Annotated in this window: 13 protein-coding genes and 2 pseudogenes; 13 read left to right on the top strand and 2 right to left on the bottom strand. The window is 38.7% G+C overall.

What is annotated here, in order from left to right; genetic code table 11:
• Nucleotides 1-17 precede the first annotated feature (17 nt).
• Nucleotides 18-743 carry a sulfotransferase family 2 domain-containing protein gene (locus tag ACWF5P_RS18340; protein ID WP_434167072.1) on the top strand — a complete coding sequence of 242 codons (726 nt, stop codon included), beginning with the start codon at nt 18-20 and terminating at the stop codon, nt 741-743.
• Nucleotides 744-803: 60 nt separating this feature from the next.
• Here ACWF5P_RS18340 and ACWF5P_RS18335 read toward each other — a convergent pair whose 3' ends face one another.
• A complete protein-coding gene (locus ACWF5P_RS18335; protein WP_434167071.1) occupies nt 804-1,883 on the bottom strand; it encodes a glycosyltransferase in 1,080 nt (359 codons plus the stop codon).
• 300 nt (nt 1,884-2,183) lie between these two features.
• On the opposite strand from ACWF5P_RS18335, the gene ACWF5P_RS18330 reads away from it, so the two are divergent.
• From ACWF5P_RS18330 to ACWF5P_RS18275, 12 genes and pseudogenes are all read left to right on the top strand, one after another.
• Complete coding sequence (locus ACWF5P_RS18330; protein ID WP_434167070.1) at nt 2,184-2,903, top strand: glycosyltransferase; 720 nt, start codon at nt 2,184-2,186, stop codon at nt 2,901-2,903.
• A gap of 323 nt (nt 2,904-3,226) precedes the next feature.
• Nucleotides 3,227-4,099: a TSUP family transporter gene (locus ACWF5P_RS18325; protein ID WP_434167069.1), complete on the top strand. Its 873-nt coding sequence runs from the start codon at nt 3,227-3,229 to the stop codon at nt 4,097-4,099.
• 12 nt (nt 4,100-4,111) lie between these two features.
• Nucleotides 4,112-4,708: an adenylyl-sulfate kinase gene (gene cysC / locus ACWF5P_RS18320; protein WP_101225071.1), complete on the top strand. Its 597-nt coding sequence runs from the start codon at nt 4,112-4,114 to the stop codon at nt 4,706-4,708.
• Nucleotides 4,709-4,776: 68 nt separating this feature from the next.
• On the top strand, nt 4,777-5,955 hold the full coding sequence (sat, locus tag ACWF5P_RS18315) for a sulfate adenylyltransferase (RefSeq protein ID WP_434167068.1): 1,179 nt from the start codon (nt 4,777-4,779) through the stop codon (nt 5,953-5,955).
• A 2-nt stretch (nt 5,956-5,957) separates the two neighbouring features.
• A pseudogene (locus ACWF5P_RS18310) lies at nt 5,958-6,281 on the top strand (zinc-binding dehydrogenase); the annotation flags it as partial.
• 183 nt (nt 6,282-6,464) lie between these two features.
• Nucleotides 6,465-6,998 (top strand): GNAT family N-acetyltransferase, encoded by a 534-nt coding sequence (locus ACWF5P_RS18305; RefSeq protein ID WP_434167067.1) that lies wholly within the window; start codon nt 6,465-6,467, stop codon nt 6,996-6,998.
• A gap of 193 nt (nt 6,999-7,191) precedes the next feature.
• Nucleotides 7,192-7,752, top strand: a complete 561-nt coding sequence (locus tag ACWF5P_RS18300) for an HPP family protein (protein ID WP_260357799.1) — start codon at nt 7,192-7,194, stop codon at nt 7,750-7,752.
• Between the two features lie 222 nt (nt 7,753-7,974).
• On the top strand, nt 7,975-10,293 hold the full coding sequence (locus tag ACWF5P_RS18295) for a helix-turn-helix domain-containing protein (RefSeq protein WP_434167066.1): 2,319 nt from the start codon (nt 7,975-7,977) through the stop codon (nt 10,291-10,293).
• Nucleotides 10,294-10,455: 162 nt separating this feature from the next.
• The gene (locus ACWF5P_RS18290; protein ID WP_101225065.1) at nt 10,456-11,691 is read left to right on the top strand and encodes an MFS transporter; all 1,236 of its coding nucleotides are present in this window, start codon (nt 10,456-10,458) and stop codon (nt 11,689-11,691) included.
• Between the two features lie 14 nt (nt 11,692-11,705).
• Nucleotides 11,706-12,887: an amidohydrolase gene (locus tag ACWF5P_RS18285; RefSeq protein WP_434169677.1), complete on the top strand. Its 1,182-nt coding sequence runs from the start codon at nt 11,706-11,708 to the stop codon at nt 12,885-12,887.
• Between the two features lie 69 nt (nt 12,888-12,956).
• Nucleotides 12,957-14,519 carry an L-serine ammonia-lyase, iron-sulfur-dependent, subunit alpha gene (sdaAA, locus tag ACWF5P_RS18280; protein ID WP_434167065.1) on the top strand — a complete coding sequence of 521 codons (1,563 nt, stop codon included), beginning with the start codon at nt 12,957-12,959 and terminating at the stop codon, nt 14,517-14,519.
• Nucleotides 14,520-14,749: 230 nt separating this feature from the next.
• Nucleotides 14,750-15,027: pseudogene (locus tag ACWF5P_RS18275) on the top strand (DNA alkylation repair protein); the annotation flags it as partial.
• A 136-nt stretch (nt 15,028-15,163) separates the two neighbouring features.
• Here the strand turns inward: ACWF5P_RS18275 and ACWF5P_RS18270 are convergent.
• A complete protein-coding gene (locus tag ACWF5P_RS18270; protein ID WP_434167064.1) occupies nt 15,164-16,078 on the bottom strand; it encodes an EamA family transporter in 915 nt (304 codons plus the stop codon).
• Between the last annotated feature and the right edge of the window lie 60 nt (nt 16,079-16,138).

The raw sequence follows: 16,138 nt of genomic DNA, 5'->3' as shown, positions 1-16,138 counted from the left end.
AGAATGGAGGAATCATTATGTCTGAAGGTCTTCTCGATATATTTATGCATATCCCCAAAACTGGTGGAACGACTTTAAATGAAATATTTAAAAAACAATACAAGCTTAACGAAATATTTGATCATGACTCTTTTGAAATGAAGATGATGAAAATGGATGAATTAACGGAAGCGGAAAAGAGGAATATCAAAGCGATTACAGGTCATTATTTCTATGGGATACATCAGGAGTTTTCACGGCCATTCAATTATTTTACGATGTTACGTGACCCGGTAGACCGTGTCATTTCTTCCTATTATTTTTTGAAGGATTATCCTGGCTATGAAATGGTTAAAGACATGACCTTAGAGGAGTTTGTAGTCAAAGGGCCTGAAGCACCCAATTTACAAACATTGATGGTATGCGGCAGCCAGGAGATCCCTGACATTGAAAAAGCCAAGGAAAACCTAAAGTCATTTTCTGTGGTGGGAGTCACTGAGTTGTTCAATGAAACACTTTTTTGCCTGAAAAAGGAATATGCCTGGGGGGATATCCATTATACAAGAAAAAATATTACTAAAAATCGCTTGGCCAAAAAAGAAGTGCCATCGGACTTAATAAACTTGATTAGAAAATATAACGCATTGGATTTGGAATTATATGATTTTGCCAAAAAACTTCTTTACGAAAAACTTCAATCACTTACAGTAGACGAGCAAAAGCAATTGGAAAATTTCAAAATGGAACAAAGCGCCTCAAACTAGTTCCTAATATGATAGTCAATTAAGAAACCGCCGGAATGAAAAAATTCCGGCGGTTTCTTTTCACTTGGAATCTATTCCTAATGACTCCAGCATATTGATGAAGTTTTGTGCATACAAATCAGGACTAAAATGAGTTTTGACGTGCTCAAGGGCATTTGACCGGATGCTTTCCCTTAGTGTCTGGTTATTCATTAATTCCTTTGCCTCTCTGACTGCATTATCGATATTTCCTAAAGAGTAAAACTTTCCCGTTCGATTATGAATGATTGAGCTCCTGACCCCATCTGAATCCGTCGTCAGCACAGGGCATCTGCAACTCATCGCTTCAAGGAGTGCGTAAGGGGCACCTTCAACTTTTGAAGTGGAGCATAAAAAGCCTCCGGAATCCCCAATTTCAGAGAAAAAATCAGCCATTTGGGAATTTGGGACATTTGAATGCAAAGTAAGCTTTGAGCTTAAATTTAACCGTTTTATTAATTTATTGAATTTATCTCTTTCGTTAGGGTCACTTAAGGTGGGATCTTCGAACATAAGTAATTGTATTTTCGGATTATGATTGTTAATTAGTTGATAACCGATCTTCAGGAATTCACTCCAATTTTTATTATCTTCGATCCTTCCTATCCAAGCCACTTTTCTATAGCCATCTAAAGGTGTTGGTTTGTAGCAGAATTGACTTGTATCAAAGCAATTATTAAAACTGAACTTTGGGAACGTTGGGTAAAGTTCATCTAATAATTGCATGATATGAGGAGTCTTTGGGTTAAGGAATCCATCTGCATGGGCATTGACATCTGGGATTGCATTTGAAAGAGCCGATCTTGCCACATGTTTTGGACCGTAACCCTGGATTTCGATAATCATTTTTCCTTTATACCCCATGGACCTGAATCTCGGTAAAGTTTTGAAATCTGAAACGACCACGATAGCGGAATAATCTCCCTTTTCCAATATTTTTTGAATTTCAGCATCATCGTTCGTAATAAAAGTTGGGGCACTGTGGTCATTCAAGAAATTCCTTCTGTTATCATAATATAGATAATGAGCATCGATACCGTATTCTTTTAGTGCGGCAAATCGTTGCCGATTTAATGTTTCCACTCCACCACTTGGAACATAAAAAACAAACAATATATTCATTATTCCCCTCCTTAAAAATAATGGAGCAACAGATCTCATATTTAGGTTGGACTTTACCTTTCAAAACAAAAGTTAGCACAAATCATCCATTTTGAACGGATGTGACAAAGAGCTATGTAATATACGTATGATTCACAAATTGGATTTATAGCCGTTTTAATTTGGGATGACTCGATTGGGAATGGTTCATATCTTAATTAGTGTGAAATAAATATTAATATGAAAAATGGTTTTTTTTATAAAACGGATAGCCCTGATGCTCACGAAATACATGGTAATCAATTGAAAGGCGGTTCATAAATGTCTAAAGTATCGATTGTTGTTCCATTCTATAATTGTCCATATATCGATAAAGCTTTGGAGAGCTTGTTCAACCAAACCTACAAAAATATTGAGATTATCGTAGTCAATGATGGCTCTACATTATATTCAGAAAGAATCGATCCGTTTCTAGATAAAATAACATATATCAAAAAGGAAAATGGGGGAACGGCCAGTGCATTGAATACCGGCATCAAAAATGCAACAGGCGATTATGTATGCTGGCTTAGTTCAGATGATATCTTTTACCCTGAGAAGACAGAGATCCAGTTGGAAGCAATGGTAAGGGAAGATGCACGATTCAGTTATACTAGTTATTACTGCATTGATGATAATGGCGAAATCATTACTCCGATTATAGGGATATACCCACCTAATCAGCTTGAACTTATTAAAGCAATGATCAGAGGAAATATTATTAATGGCTGCTCGGTCATGATTCACAGGAAGGTATTTGAGCTCATCGGAATATTTGATGAGTCGCTTCTATATACACACGATTATGATTTATGGTTGCGGATCTTGCAAAATTTCAAGTTTCTCTTTGTGCCTCAACCGCTATTACTATATAGGATTCATACAGAAATGGGCTCTAAAAAGCATGAAGGCTGCATCAAAAGGGAAAATAGGCTGGTGGTTAATCGACATCATGCCAAAATGAAAAAATTATTGGTAAATGAACTTAGGAAACAACAATAGGTGAGCAAGATGTAAAGGAGGTCCCTGTTTTTATAAACAGGGACCTCCTTTAGTTGTTGAAAGGGCTTGACTTTCATCACCGGTCCTCGAGGGTGGCCAAATGAAATTTCCTAATTTTTATATGAGTCTATAACATACATAAAGCTCATTGCATATCTTATAGAAATCATTCATTTTCCTTAATAATAGGGGACTGTCACGAATTAAAGCTTTTGTCAGGAAGGGCTTCATTGCGTTAATCGACAGTGGACGAGCGTAAGTGCATTGGTTGATACAGTACAACAGGTACGATATAAAAAAGGAATGCTTTGTAGGAGGAGAAAATGAGAAAACTCATTATATTTGCGTTTATCGGATTTCTGGCTCAGCTGATCGATGGTTCATTAGGCATGGCATATGGGGTTACATCCACATCGATGTTGCTGACATTCGGAATCGCACCGGCAGTGGCCTCTGCATCCGTTCATCTATCAGAAGTCGTGACGACCGCCGCATCAGGCATTTCACATATGAAGTTCGGGAATGTCGACCGCCAGGCACTTTACAAATTAATCATACCTGGATCTATCGGGGCATTTGCAGGAGCGTGCTTTTTAAGTAACTTACCTGGTGATCTGATAAAGCCATACATTTCGATATTTCTGCTGATTCTTGGTGTGTATGTCCTTTTCCGCTTTTTAAAAACGTCTAAGACAAAAAGTGAAAAGAAATCAATTGATCTTTCAAGAAAAAAATCAATCACCTTGGGATTGATAGCGGGCTTCGCAGATGCAACGGGTGGGGGCGGTTGGGGTCCTATCACAACTCCAGTCCTATTATCCCAAGACGGTGTTCCTGCCAGAAAAGTGGTCGGTACAGTTGACACTAGTGAGTTTGCAATTGCTGTTTCCGCAACCTTGGGGTTTCTCATTGCATTAGGTTGGCAGGAAGTGAACTGGTTTTGGGTAACCTCCCTGATGGTAGGGGGGATTATTGCTGCTCCGATTGCTGCATGGATCGTTACGAAATTGCCATCTTATTTATTGGGAGTCCTTGTCGGGGGTTTTATCATTTTGACGAATGCTCGAACGCTGCTTGGCACATGGTCTCTTCAGGATCATTGGGTCCCCGTTATATATATGCTGATATTGATCGGATGGGCAGGTTCTTTGGTATTTGTCATCCGGAACAACAAAAAGGGGCTCCATAAAAATTAAAGGGGAGATAGTGTGAGTAAACAAGAGAATATCCATCAACATTCTTTTTCCATTACGAAAGAGCTAAGGCAAGCTCAGCACGGACATAAAAGCTATATTCTTTGGTTTACTGGTTTATCAGGGTCAGGTAAGTCCACCATTGCCAACATGGTCGAGGGAAGACTGCATGCGATGGGAATTTCGACATATATTTTAGATGGAGACAATCTACGGAATGGATTAAATGAAGACCTTGGTTTCAGCTCTGGTGACCGTAAAGAGAATATAAGGCGAATCGGAGAAGTCTCCAAACTATTTGTGGATAGCGGAATAGTGGTGTTGGCCACTTTCATTTCGCCTTATGCGAGTGACAGGGAGGAAGTAAGAAAAAAAGTACAACAGGATGAGTTTATTGAGATTTATGTAAAGTGTCCCATCGAAGCCTGCGAAAAACGGGATCCCAAAGGATTGTACAAGAAAGCTAGAAGTGGGGAAATCACCTCATTCACAGGCGTTTCGGCTCCATATGAAGAACCGGAAAATCCGGAGGTACTAATTGAAACCAGTCAATACACCATTGAAGAATGTGTGCAGCAGGTCATGAATTATTTAAAGGACAATGGTCTTTAACATCGACTTGGCCGAATTAGAATAAAAGAATATGAAACAAACCAAATCAAATGATTGAGGGGTTATAAATGAAGGTTCAAAGAACCAGTATCGATCCACATGGCGGGAAACTGATTCAACGTGAAATATCAAGAAATGACCGTGTGGAATACTTGGAAAAGTGTAAATCCTTATCGTCCCTGACCATCTCGAAATGGAATGTTTCCGATCTGGAAATGATTTCAAACGGAGCGTTCAGCCCGCTTATAGGATTCATGGGAAAAGAAGATTACCGAAGTGTCATTAAAGATATGCATCTGGCAAATGGCTTGCCATGGACGATACCGATCACTCTTCCTGTCACGAAGGAAGAGGCAAACCGGCTGAACATCGGCGATGAGGTCGCTTTATACAGTGATGACGGAGAACTTGCTGGTATCATACAGGTGGAAGAAACGTTTGAATACGATAAACTGGAGGAAGCAAAACTCGTATACAAAACAGACGATCCCAATCACCCTGGGGTTAAAAAGCTGTTTGGACAAGGGGATATCTATGTTGCGGGACCAATTTATTTAATAAATAGGTCATCGCATGAGCCATTCGGGGAATTTCATATGAGCCCTTCCGAAACGAGAAAGATGTTCACGGATTTAGGTTGGAATACTGTTGTCGGTTTTCAAACGAGAAACCCAGTACACCGTGCACATGAATACTTGCAAAAAACTGCATTGGAAACCGTTGATGGACTATTATTGCATCCTCTTGTCGGTGAAACGAAAAAAGATGATATACCTGCGGATGTTCGGATGGAAAGCTATCAAGCCTTACTAAAAGGCTACTATCCAATGGATAGGGTTTTACTTGCCATATACCCAGCAGCAATGCGCTATGCTGGGCCCAGGGAAGCAGTATTTCATGCAATTGTCCGAAAGAATTATGGGTGCACGCATTTCATTGTCGGCCGAGATCATGCGGGTGTAGGCAACTATTATGGGACATATGATGCCCAGGAAATTTTTAGCCAGTTTGATCCGCTGAAAATTGGCATTAAACCTCTATTCTATGAACATAGCTTTTACTGCAAAAAATGTTTGAATATGGCTTCCCTGAAAACATGTCCCCACAAAGATGAAGATAGGTTTATATTAAGTGGGACCAAAGTCAGGGAAATGCTCCGGAACGGCCTTGTCCCGCCACTTGAGTTTACACGTCCTGAAGTGGCTGAAGTTCTTATTAGAGGCATGAAGATAAATGAAGGCGAGTAAGCTATTGTAAACGCGGTGAGACCTACGCTTGTATAAAATCGCTGAAGAAGGACGGAACTTATCTAAATGTTGCCAAGCCGTTACCCGGTGTACGAATGCTATGGACTAAATTGACAACAGGCAAGAAGCTGATATTGAGTCAAAATTCACCTGAAACTCCCGAAGCTCTAAACTTCCTCAAAAAACTTGTTGAAGCGGGGAAGTTAGTAGTGGGCATTGACAGATATTATGAGTTTGAAGAAATAGTTCAAGCCCATAAATATGTAGAGGAAGGACACAAGAAGGGAAATATCGCCATGAAACTGGAGCATAGTGGCAAATCCTAATAAATGAAACAGGTAAGTTTTTATATAGCTAAGGGATGCGTTAATCATAAGGTTAGCCGGTGTATACCTGACTGACCTTTTTTAAAAATGGAAGTCTGATATATGTCAGGGTAGTACGTACGGTGTTAACGAGGTGTGCCTCTGGAACGATATAGATCTAGTTTTAGCAAAGGGAGTGGAAAAATGTTTCCAATATTAGAGACAAAACGATTGGTCTTGAGAGAATTGGCTGAAGGGGATGCACTGGATTTATTAAAATGTTTTTCCAATCCAGATGTATTACGATATTATGGGCAACCTCCATTAACAAATATAGATCAGGTGAAGCAAATCATTACGAATTTTTCAAAGAATTTTGTTGAAAAACGTGGTATTAAATGGGGAATTGAATTGAAAGGAACGGATGGCATTATTGGAACGATTGGATTTCAAGAATGGTTCCATGAACATAAGAGAGCAGAACTGAGCTATGCACTTTTCCCAAATTATTGGGGCAAAGGTTATGCAACAGAAGCTGTCAGTAAAGTGATTTCCTATGGTTTTATAGAGCTTGACTTAACGCGTATTGGAGCAATTGTTTTTATTGAAAATAAAGCATCCAATAAGTTGCTGACAAATTTAGGCTTCAAAAAAGAAGGGATATTGAGAGATTATATGTACCAAAATGATGTTTCTTTTGATACTAATCTATACTCTTTATTATCGGTAAAGCCTTAATGAATTAACAAAGTACTAGGAACACTCGCGCAATGCTTACAGATATAAGGGAAGTTGTTAACTGTTTTATGGAAAACAAAAAATGAAAATTAAGATATATATTTTAAAATTCATTGTTTTCCTGTAAGATAACAATATAAAAAACCCTGTCGACTTGTCGACTTACTTAGAAAACGCGAGGAAAACATAAATTATGGAATTAGAAAAAAGTCTTGAAAAAAGTTGGAGCAATCAACAAAACATAGGTTTAACAGCATACTTAAAGAAAATGAAGGGCGAAGCTAGGGAAAAAGACAGAATAGATTATATGGATTCCTTTGTTTCAGCTATAGGTGGACTCATTGCTATTATCATTATTAGTTTTATAGCTTTCCATTTAGGATACCCTATGGCATTAGCTCCTCTTGGGGCGAGCTGTGTTATTGTTTTTGGTGCGCATAAAAGTCTCTTGTCTCAACCACGTAATGTTATTGGAGGACATATTATCTCTACTACATCAGCTCTTATCATTTGGAGCTTCTTTGGTAAAAGCCTGCTCATTATCGGTCTAACATTGGCTATTGTATTGATTATAATGACTTGCACAAAGACTGTTCATCCCCCCGCAGCGGCAAGTGCCCTTGTTTCTATTAATTCTCAAGCTGGTTGGGGATTCCTGATTTCAATTGTAATAGGTACCTTATTATTAGTTTTTATATCGATGATCTATAATAACTTATTTCAAACAAGACAATATCCAAAGCACTGGTTTTGAAAAATTAATATATTAACCAAACGGGAGCTTCATTTGTGACTGTATTATAGCTCCTCACTTATTTGATAACTGCTTTACTTCAATAAGCGGGGAGCTGCGTTTTTTCTTACTAATAGAATTAAAAACCTTACTTACCATCACATTACATAAAATAACGTATGATAATGATTTGCTAAAGCTTGATGGGGAGTGGTAAAATCCCATTAAAAAAGGTGAATGTTCATGTCTGAACCAACATTAGGAGATTCTTATCAAATCAGTTTGCAAAATATTCGCCATCACTCACAGCATATCCATTTAGGAATAGAAATTCTTTTCGTAATTCGGGGAGAAGTTGAAGTTATCGTCAATCAAGATTCCTGGCATTTGGCGGAAAATGATCTCCTGCTAATTAATGCTAATGATGTTCATACCGTTAAGGGGCACGAAGATAATGTAGTATTATTGCTGCAAATTCCCCTAAATTCCATCGAGCAGCTTTATCAGGATATTCATGTGTGTTATTTCGACTGCCATTCATCAAAAGAGGATAATGGGTTATATCTTCTGTTTGATCAGTTCCGTCAACTCTTGGCTGAAATTTTGATCGCACATTACCAAGAGCAGGATGGAAGTGAACTTGAAATCAACAGCCTGATTTACAAGTTAGTTACACTCCTTATCCGAAATTTCAAAACCACACATCTCGGGCAGAATCGATTTATCGAAATGAAGGATGAAAGAATTAGGGAAATCCTTACTTTTATTGAAAAAAATTATCGTAAACAAGTGTCTTTAGAAGAGATTGCCAAACGGCAATATTTATCCCTATACTATTTGTCCCGTTATTTCAAGCAGGCTGTTGGTGTCAGCTTTTCACAATATGTAAAACAAATCCGTTTGAAATCAGCTGTTCATGAGCTGTTATATACCGATCATACCATTATGAAAGTCTCGTTAAATAATGGTTTTCCAAATGTGAAAGCTTTTAACAAGGCTTTTAAGGAAATGTACAATCAAACACCTGCAGAATATCGTGGTCTTCATAAAAAAGAACCTTTCCAGGAAGTAAATAATATAAGCGAACAATATACTCTGGTGAATTCGCCGCACTTTTTAATTGAATTGAGCAAGTATATTTCGCAAAAGGACCAAAAAGTTACGGTGAAAGAATCGGGGGTTTCTGCGGTACATATTAATCTTCCGCAAGAGCCTATTCTTGTCCGGGATAAAGCCCAGCGATTACTGGTGATTGGACAGCTGGAATATGCATTAAATGAAGAAGTCCAAGCAGAATTAAAGCTTGTTCAGGAGCAGCTTCATTTTGAATATGCCTATTTCACGAACCTATTATCTCCCGCTTTTACGACAATGGACCCGTTTTTGCAAATAGGAGGGCCTTATTATAAGATTGATGCGTTATTTAACGAATTTCAAAGGCTGGGTTTAATTCCATTCATTAGCGTTGAGATTGAAAAGGAAGTCGTAAGCAGCCCCGATTATATAAGGATGTTAGATGATTTTTTACAGCACGCCGTCAGTTATTTTGGAGATGACTTTGTCGGGAAGTGGCAATTTGAATTGGTGTTCTCCAAGTGGGATCAAAAAGCCCGGACTTTTTATCAAGAATACCTTCAAACTGTTAAAAAGAGGGCTTCCACCGCAAAAGTTGGAATTCATGTACCATTTTCCTTAGAAAAAGGATTATCAGTCCCTGTTACTGAATTTTTAAAGCAAATGAATCAAATTGACCTGGTGTGCTTCAGCTGCAATCCAAATGAACAAGTGGACTTTACCGATATGGATAACAGTTCCTTCAAGGGAGTAAAAGATTATATAAAAAAGTCGTGTATTGAATTAAAAGCAAACCTTTCTTCAGCTGGCTTGGCTGGCACACCAATTTACTTGACAAACTGGAATACACTTTACGGTAATACAGTAAATTTAAGTGGAACTTTTTTTCGATCAGCACTCATTTTTAAAGACATGCTTGATGTTATAAAAGAGATTTCCGGTTTGGGATTTTGGATTGATACCCATTCATTAGAAAATAGTAATATGAATAATGATAATATTGCAATGAATGGAATTGCCCTCCTTTATTATTATCAAATAAAACGTCCGGCGTTTTTTAACATGCAATTAGTCGCAAAAATTGGGCAAGAAATTTTAGCCGAAGGTGAGGACTTTATACTGACGAAGGGGAAACAAGGGTACCAATTAGCTATATATAACAATTCCTATGTTAATCCCACTTATTCTGTCGAAAGCTTCTTTTTGAGCTCCTTAACAAAGGAAAAGAAAATCATGATTTCAGGGCTGCCTTCTGGCACTTATCAAATTCGCAAATACATTCTCGATAGAAATAATGGTGCATTTTACTTTAATTGGCTCAATCTCAATCAGCAGTATATCTATGATCAAGAGATCATTACGTATCTCAAGCAGCGAGCCTATCCAGATTTGCAAATCTATGAGGAAAACATTGCCTCGGAGCTCTTATTACAATCCACTTTGACGTTAAATGCCATTCATCTCTTTGAAATTAGGCCATTAGGTTAAAACTTAATGGTCTTTTTTTGTTGTTTGAATAAGCCAAGTAATGAAAAAGGGCAAATGATGGAGTGTGTTTTCGACAATGATTGGAATGTTTTCAATAGTTAAAAAATTTATAATGAAGACAAGAAAGCGATTACATAAATATTAATTCGGAGGTAGCCTTTTATGTCTGTTTCTCAAGGAACGATTAAGAAGCAAAGCGATGCAAAACTTTCGGTATCAAAGGAAAAGAATACCGGTGGAGTTTTGTTGACTACAGCTTTAATGGCTGGTTATTCCATGATTTACATGGACAAAAACATGATTTCGACTGCAATTATCCCAATTGCTGAACAATTCCATCTAACAACAAGTCAAACCGGTTTGATAATGAGTTTATTTTTCTTGGGTTATTCGTTAATGCAGATACCTGGGGGCTGGCTCGCAGATAGGATTGGATATAAAAAGGTACTGATGCTTTCGCTTTCGCTCATTACGATATTTTCATTTGCATTTGGTCTTGCTGGAAGCTTATTGATGTTTATTTTGATTCGTTTCTTGGCTGGTATTGGCCATGCAGGCTATCCTCCAAGCTGTTCAAAAGGAATCGCCGAAAATTTCCCGAAAACAAGACGAACTTTTATTCAATCGCTCATTTTGTCAACGAGTGGAATTGGCGGAATTTTTGCGTTTGTAATCGGGGCACGGCTGATTGACTTAAATTGGCACTATGCCTACTATGCACTGGGGACATTTTTTGCCATTGCGTTACTTATGGTTGCTTTATTGGTACCTAATAGCCAACCAACTGCCAAAACGAAGATTGAAAAGAAACAAGTTAGTTTTAAGTCAGTGATTTCTAATAGAAATGTAATTATTTTATTCGTTGCCATGCTGCTGGCGAATGTGGCTTTTTACGGAAATATGTCATGGCTGCCAACTTTCCTAAAGACAAAATTTTCACTATCCATTAGTACGGTAGGGATAATTCTGGCAGTGAACGCTATTGGTGGAACATTAGCCTCCATATTTGCAGGTGTATTGTTGACAAAATATTTCGCTGGCAAGGAAAAGTTACTGTTAATGGTATGTTCAGTCCTTTCATCCTTGTTGTTTCTTGGTTTAGTATTCTCAAATTCCTTGGCCCTTTCCATTGCTTTCTTATATGTGCTCACATTTTTACTAACCACGATTTTTGTGGGAATTTTCTCTTGGCCGCACAAAATTTTGCCTGAGAAAGTAATTGGGTCATCTATTGGGATCGTCAATACGGGTGGAACGCTTGGGGGCTTTATTGCACCAATGGCATTCGGTGCTTTAATTTCCATGGCTGGTGGATCGTTCTCTATCGTTTTTATCACCTTGGCAATAGCCGTAGTAATATGCGGTCTAGTTTTACTTACCGTTAAAACAGAAAAATAATAGGAGGGAAAATGATGCTAGATCAATTAATGCAAAAACTTGAAGAGAAAAAAGAAAGAATGATTGAAATACGCAGATATCTCCATCAACATCCTGAATTATCTTTTAAAGAAGAAAAAACGGCCCAATATATTGCTGATTTTTATAAAGATAAAAATGTAATAATACGGACAAATGTTGGCGGATATGGAGTGGTAGTTAAAATCGAAGGCGGACTGGCAGGTAAAACGGTTGCCCTGCGTGCTGATTTTGATGGACTGCCCATTATGGAAGAGGCAGATGTACCTTTTAAATCGGTTAATCCAGGTGTTATGCATGCATGTGGTCATGATGGACACACTGCCTATTTAATGATATTAGCCGAAGCATTAATCGAAATGAAAGACCAATTAAGAGGAAACGTCGTTATCTTGCATCAGCCTGCGGAAGAAACGCCTCCTGGTGGAGCGATTGCCATGATTGAAGATGGATGTTTGGAAGGTGTGGATAGTATTTTCGGTATTCACCTAATGTCCCCGTCGGTGACCGGGGAAGTCTACTATCGTTCTGGAGAAATGCAGGCCGGACGCTCATATTTCAAAGTGAAAATCCAAGGAAAAGGCGGACATGGTTCGATGCCGCATACAAGCAATGACAGTATTGTCGCAGCAAGCCATTTTGTTGTAGCAGCCCAGACGATTGTCAGTCGCCGAATCAATCCTTTTGATATGGCGACGGTAACGATTGGCTCGTTTGATGGAAAGGGATCATTTAATGTCATAAAGGACAGCGTGGAACTTGAAGGAGACGTTAGAACCATGTCCAGTGAAGTTCGTGCTAAAGTGGAAACGGAATTCAAGCGAATCCTAGCGGGGCTTGCTCAAGAATTTGACATTACCTATGACTTAATATATTCGCATGATTACCCTGTTTTGGTGAATGATAATGCCATGACTGAACTGGTTGTAAATGGGATTAAAAAGGCTGGAATTCCTGAAATCAAAGCATTAATGGAAACACCGCCAATGTCCGGTTCAGAGGATTTTGCTTACTATTTGCAAAGAATTCCTGGCAGTATGTTTTATGTTGGAGCAAAGCCGGAGAATGGACCAGCTTATCCTCACCATCATCCTAAATTTGTCATTAATGAGGACAGCCTTATCATCGCGGCAAAAGCAATGGCAGCAGTGGTTGCGGAATATTTTGGACAGAAGTAAAAAAAGGGAAAAAGGGGACGGTTCTTATGCCTGCGGCGTGGGAACCTTCTTCTTTATAGGAGTGATCACATGTCTTTTACTAATTTAAAAGAGTTAATTGAACAAGCAGAGCAGGAAAACTCAACTATTTCGGAATTGATGATCAAAACAGAGGTACAACAGAAAGGCTGTTCGAGGGAAACGATTATCGAAAAAATGTCAGAACAATTTACTGTAATGGAGGAGGCTGTCCGCAGAGGTACAATGAGTCCAGTCATGTCGCGTACTGGTTTGACTGGTGGGGATGGAAACCGTCTTTATCAGTATGCCCAAAACGGTAATTCATTTGTCAATCCTAAAACATTGAATGCTGCAGCAAATGCGTTCGCGGTATCAGAAGTAAATGCTGCAATGGGGCGGATTGTGGCAACGCCAACAGCTGGTTCAGCGGGAATCTTGCCAGCTGTCCTTGTTCACGCACTTGACAGCGGGAAATTTACCCGAGAGCAGCTTGTACAGACAATATTCACTGCCTCTGCTCTCGGCTTAGTTGTTGCCAATAAAGCTTCGATATCAGGGGCAGCCGGCGGGTGCCAAGCTGAAATAGGATCAGCAACCGCAATGGCAGCCGGCACCCTGGTAGAGCTTGCCGGTGGAACACCAATGCAGGTTGGAAATGCCGTCGGAATTGCTTTAAAAAATTCACTGGGTTTGGTTTGTGACCCGGTTGCTGGGCTGGTGGAAATCCCGTGCATCATCCGCAACGGTTTACATGCACTTACCGCCCAAGCTGCTGCGGATATGGCTTTAGCCGGGATAGCCTCGGTCATCCCGCCGGATGAAGTGATCCATGTGATGCATGAAGTCGGACAGCAAATGCCCGAATCGTTGAGAGAAACCGGGATAGGCGGTCTTGCCGGAACTCCGACCGGGCAAAAATTAAAGAAGCAGATTTTAAATGAAAAAACTAGTGGCTGTGGGCCGGCAAAATACCAAAGTGCGTATGAAATCATCGGTCCCGTAATGGTTGGCCCTTCGAGTTCCCATACAGCAGGGGCTGTCCGGATCGGGAATATTGCCCGCCAGCTACTAAATGAAAATCCAGTATATGCAAAGTTCTCGCTGATGGGCTCTTTCGCAGAAACCTATCAAGGCCATGGAACAGACCTAGCTCTTTTAGCCGGTGTGCTCGGGTTATCTACCATGGATGACGGCATTCCAAATTCAAAGGAAATTGCTGAGGAAAATGGCTTACAATATGAATTCACGAAACGGGTGCTTGGAAGCTACCATCCAAATACGGTTCTCGTAGAATTGACAGGGTTCACACGTACTGTAAAGGTTTTGGCCAGCTCTTTAGGCGGTGGTAAAGTGGAGGTTCAGGAATTCGATGAGTATCCATTTAAATTTTCAGGTGAAAGGCCAACACTTGTTATTCGTCATTCTGACCAAAAAGGGGTTATTGCTGAATTATCGGAAATTCTATATCAAAAAGGGTTCAATATAGCCCGTATGGCCAATGAACGTTCCAAAATCAATGGTGATGCAATAACAATTTGTGAAATCGACAATACAATCGAAGACACTCTCTTATCTTTATTAAAAAGAGAGATTCCGACTATTGACGAAATTGTATTGGTTCAAACTAAGTAGTTACCTATAAATTCATCAATTAAGCTCGTAAATGTATTTTGCTGATGCAAGAAAGCATGATATGCGGATGAAATTCATAAAAGGCATTTGGAATGAATTCGTTCCGAATGCCTTTTGTCTATATTGTGATGCCAATCTTAAGGGCAAAATTTAATAGGGGAAATTCCAATGCCTGCATAGGACATAGCATCGTAAGTCCTCGTGCAATAAAGCTCTTCAGCTAGACGGTGCTTTCAGGGAATCAACTAGACGTTGAATTTTCAGAAAGCAAGATTTCCAATATGCTTGACCTTGTGAAAAATACAATTCACGATTCGCCAGAACGAAATCAGCTATGAATAATTTTCTATACACTGTGGGGATTGCATATTTGCCGCTCCATGAAAAGGCAGTCGAGACCGCAAAGGCTGACAAGAAAAAAAGCAGCTTTCTAAAAGCTTACGAAAGTATTCAAAAAGAAGTCGAAACAGGAAGGATTGGTTTTAAACGCAAGTATGTAAGATGTTAAAATTAGCACTTTTTTATTATTCCTTATCCGTAAAGTTTTTGAACAAATGAGCCTGTATCCACCTTGGATCAGGCTTTCTTGTATATATTGAAAAGTAATCACGAGAGATATTATGTTTTTAGACTTTGAAAAAATATCATGCTTGAATCTGCGATTGTCTAGAATTCTTTTTGAAAATCACCTTCGCTTTAAAATGTGAGAACAAATAACAGCCTATAATCACAATACCACTACCAATTCCTTGTATCCACGTCATTTTTTCACCTAATAATAAAAAAGCTAAAATTGCAGTAAAAATAGGATTAAAATTCAAGAAAATACCTGATGTTGTTGTACCTAATTTTTGTACACCAATATTCCAAAGTACCATACATGCTACAGTTGAGATAACGCCTGTATATAAAATAGATTGTATGAAGGAAGTATTTATATTAGACACTGTAAAATTGGAAAAATTAAACGGTAGAAGAACTATAATTCCAAATATACCAGAATATAATGTAGACATCATGGGTGTTGTCGTTACCATTGCCCATTTGCTACAGACGGAATATATTCCCCAAACGCATACAGCAGCCATCATATATAAATCACCTGTATTAAATCGTAATGAAAGGAAAAGATCAATATTTCCTTTTGAAAGTACAAGTATTACGCCAATAAGCGAAAAAAACATAGAAAACATTTGTAGAATATTAATTCTTTCTTTTAAAAAGAAAAATGAAAAAATAGCAATTGAAATCATGTTTAATGTTGATATTAATCCAACATTAGTCGCGGATGTTTTCTCTAATGCTACAAATTGCAATAGGTTAAATAGAACCACACCCGTAATTCCCATCAAAAATAAAGGAAGGATTGCACTTCGAGGAGGAAATATCTTTTTTTCTTTCCACCATACAATTGGCAAAAGACAACTAACAGCAATGATCCACCTTAAACTCGTCAATGTCATCGGAGAAGCATGTTCGACAAGCGACTTTCCAACGACAAAGTTTCCACCCCATAACAAACTTGTTAAAAGTAATAACGAAAAATAATAATATTGCATTTCATTTTGCTCCTTTACATCTTTCACTGTTTAAGTAAAAGGATCGAAGCCATTGTGCAC

This window comes from Peribacillus sp. NPDC055009 (assembly GCF_053608705.1).
The sequence above is the reverse complement of the archived record's forward strand: the minus strand, read 5'-3'. Positions and strand labels throughout refer to the sequence as shown.

Coding starts and splice junctions, on each gene's coding strand:
- ACWF5P_RS18340 (WP_434167072.1), top strand. CDS start 18: ATGTCTGAAGGTCTTCTCGATATATTTATGCATATCCCCAAAACTGGT.
- ACWF5P_RS18335 (WP_434167071.1), bottom strand. CDS start 1,883: ATGAATATATTGTTTGTTTTTTATGTTCCAAGTGGTGGAGTGGAAACA.
- ACWF5P_RS18330 (WP_434167070.1), top strand. CDS start 2,184: ATGTCTAAAGTATCGATTGTTGTTCCATTCTATAATTGTCCATATATC.
- ACWF5P_RS18325 (WP_434167069.1), top strand. CDS start 3,227: ATGAGAAAACTCATTATATTTGCGTTTATCGGATTTCTGGCTCAGCTG.
- sat (WP_434167068.1), top strand. CDS start 4,777: ATGAAGGTTCAAAGAACCAGTATCGATCCACATGGCGGGAAACTGATT.
- ACWF5P_RS18305 (WP_434167067.1), top strand. CDS start 6,465: ATGTTTCCAATATTAGAGACAAAACGATTGGTCTTGAGAGAATTGGCT.
- ACWF5P_RS18300 (WP_260357799.1), top strand. CDS start 7,192: ATGGAATTAGAAAAAAGTCTTGAAAAAAGTTGGAGCAATCAACAAAAC.
- ACWF5P_RS18295 (WP_434167066.1), top strand. CDS start 7,975: ATGTCTGAACCAACATTAGGAGATTCTTATCAAATCAGTTTGCAAAAT.
- ACWF5P_RS18290 (WP_101225065.1), top strand. CDS start 10,456: ATGTCTGTTTCTCAAGGAACGATTAAGAAGCAAAGCGATGCAAAACTT.
- ACWF5P_RS18285 (WP_434169677.1), top strand. CDS start 11,706: ATGCTAGATCAATTAATGCAAAAACTTGAAGAGAAAAAAGAAAGAATG.
- sdaAA (WP_434167065.1), top strand. CDS start 12,957: ATGTCTTTTACTAATTTAAAAGAGTTAATTGAACAAGCAGAGCAGGAA.
- ACWF5P_RS18270 (WP_434167064.1), bottom strand. CDS start 16,078: ATGCAATATTATTATTTTTCGTTATTACTTTTAACAAGTTTGTTATGG.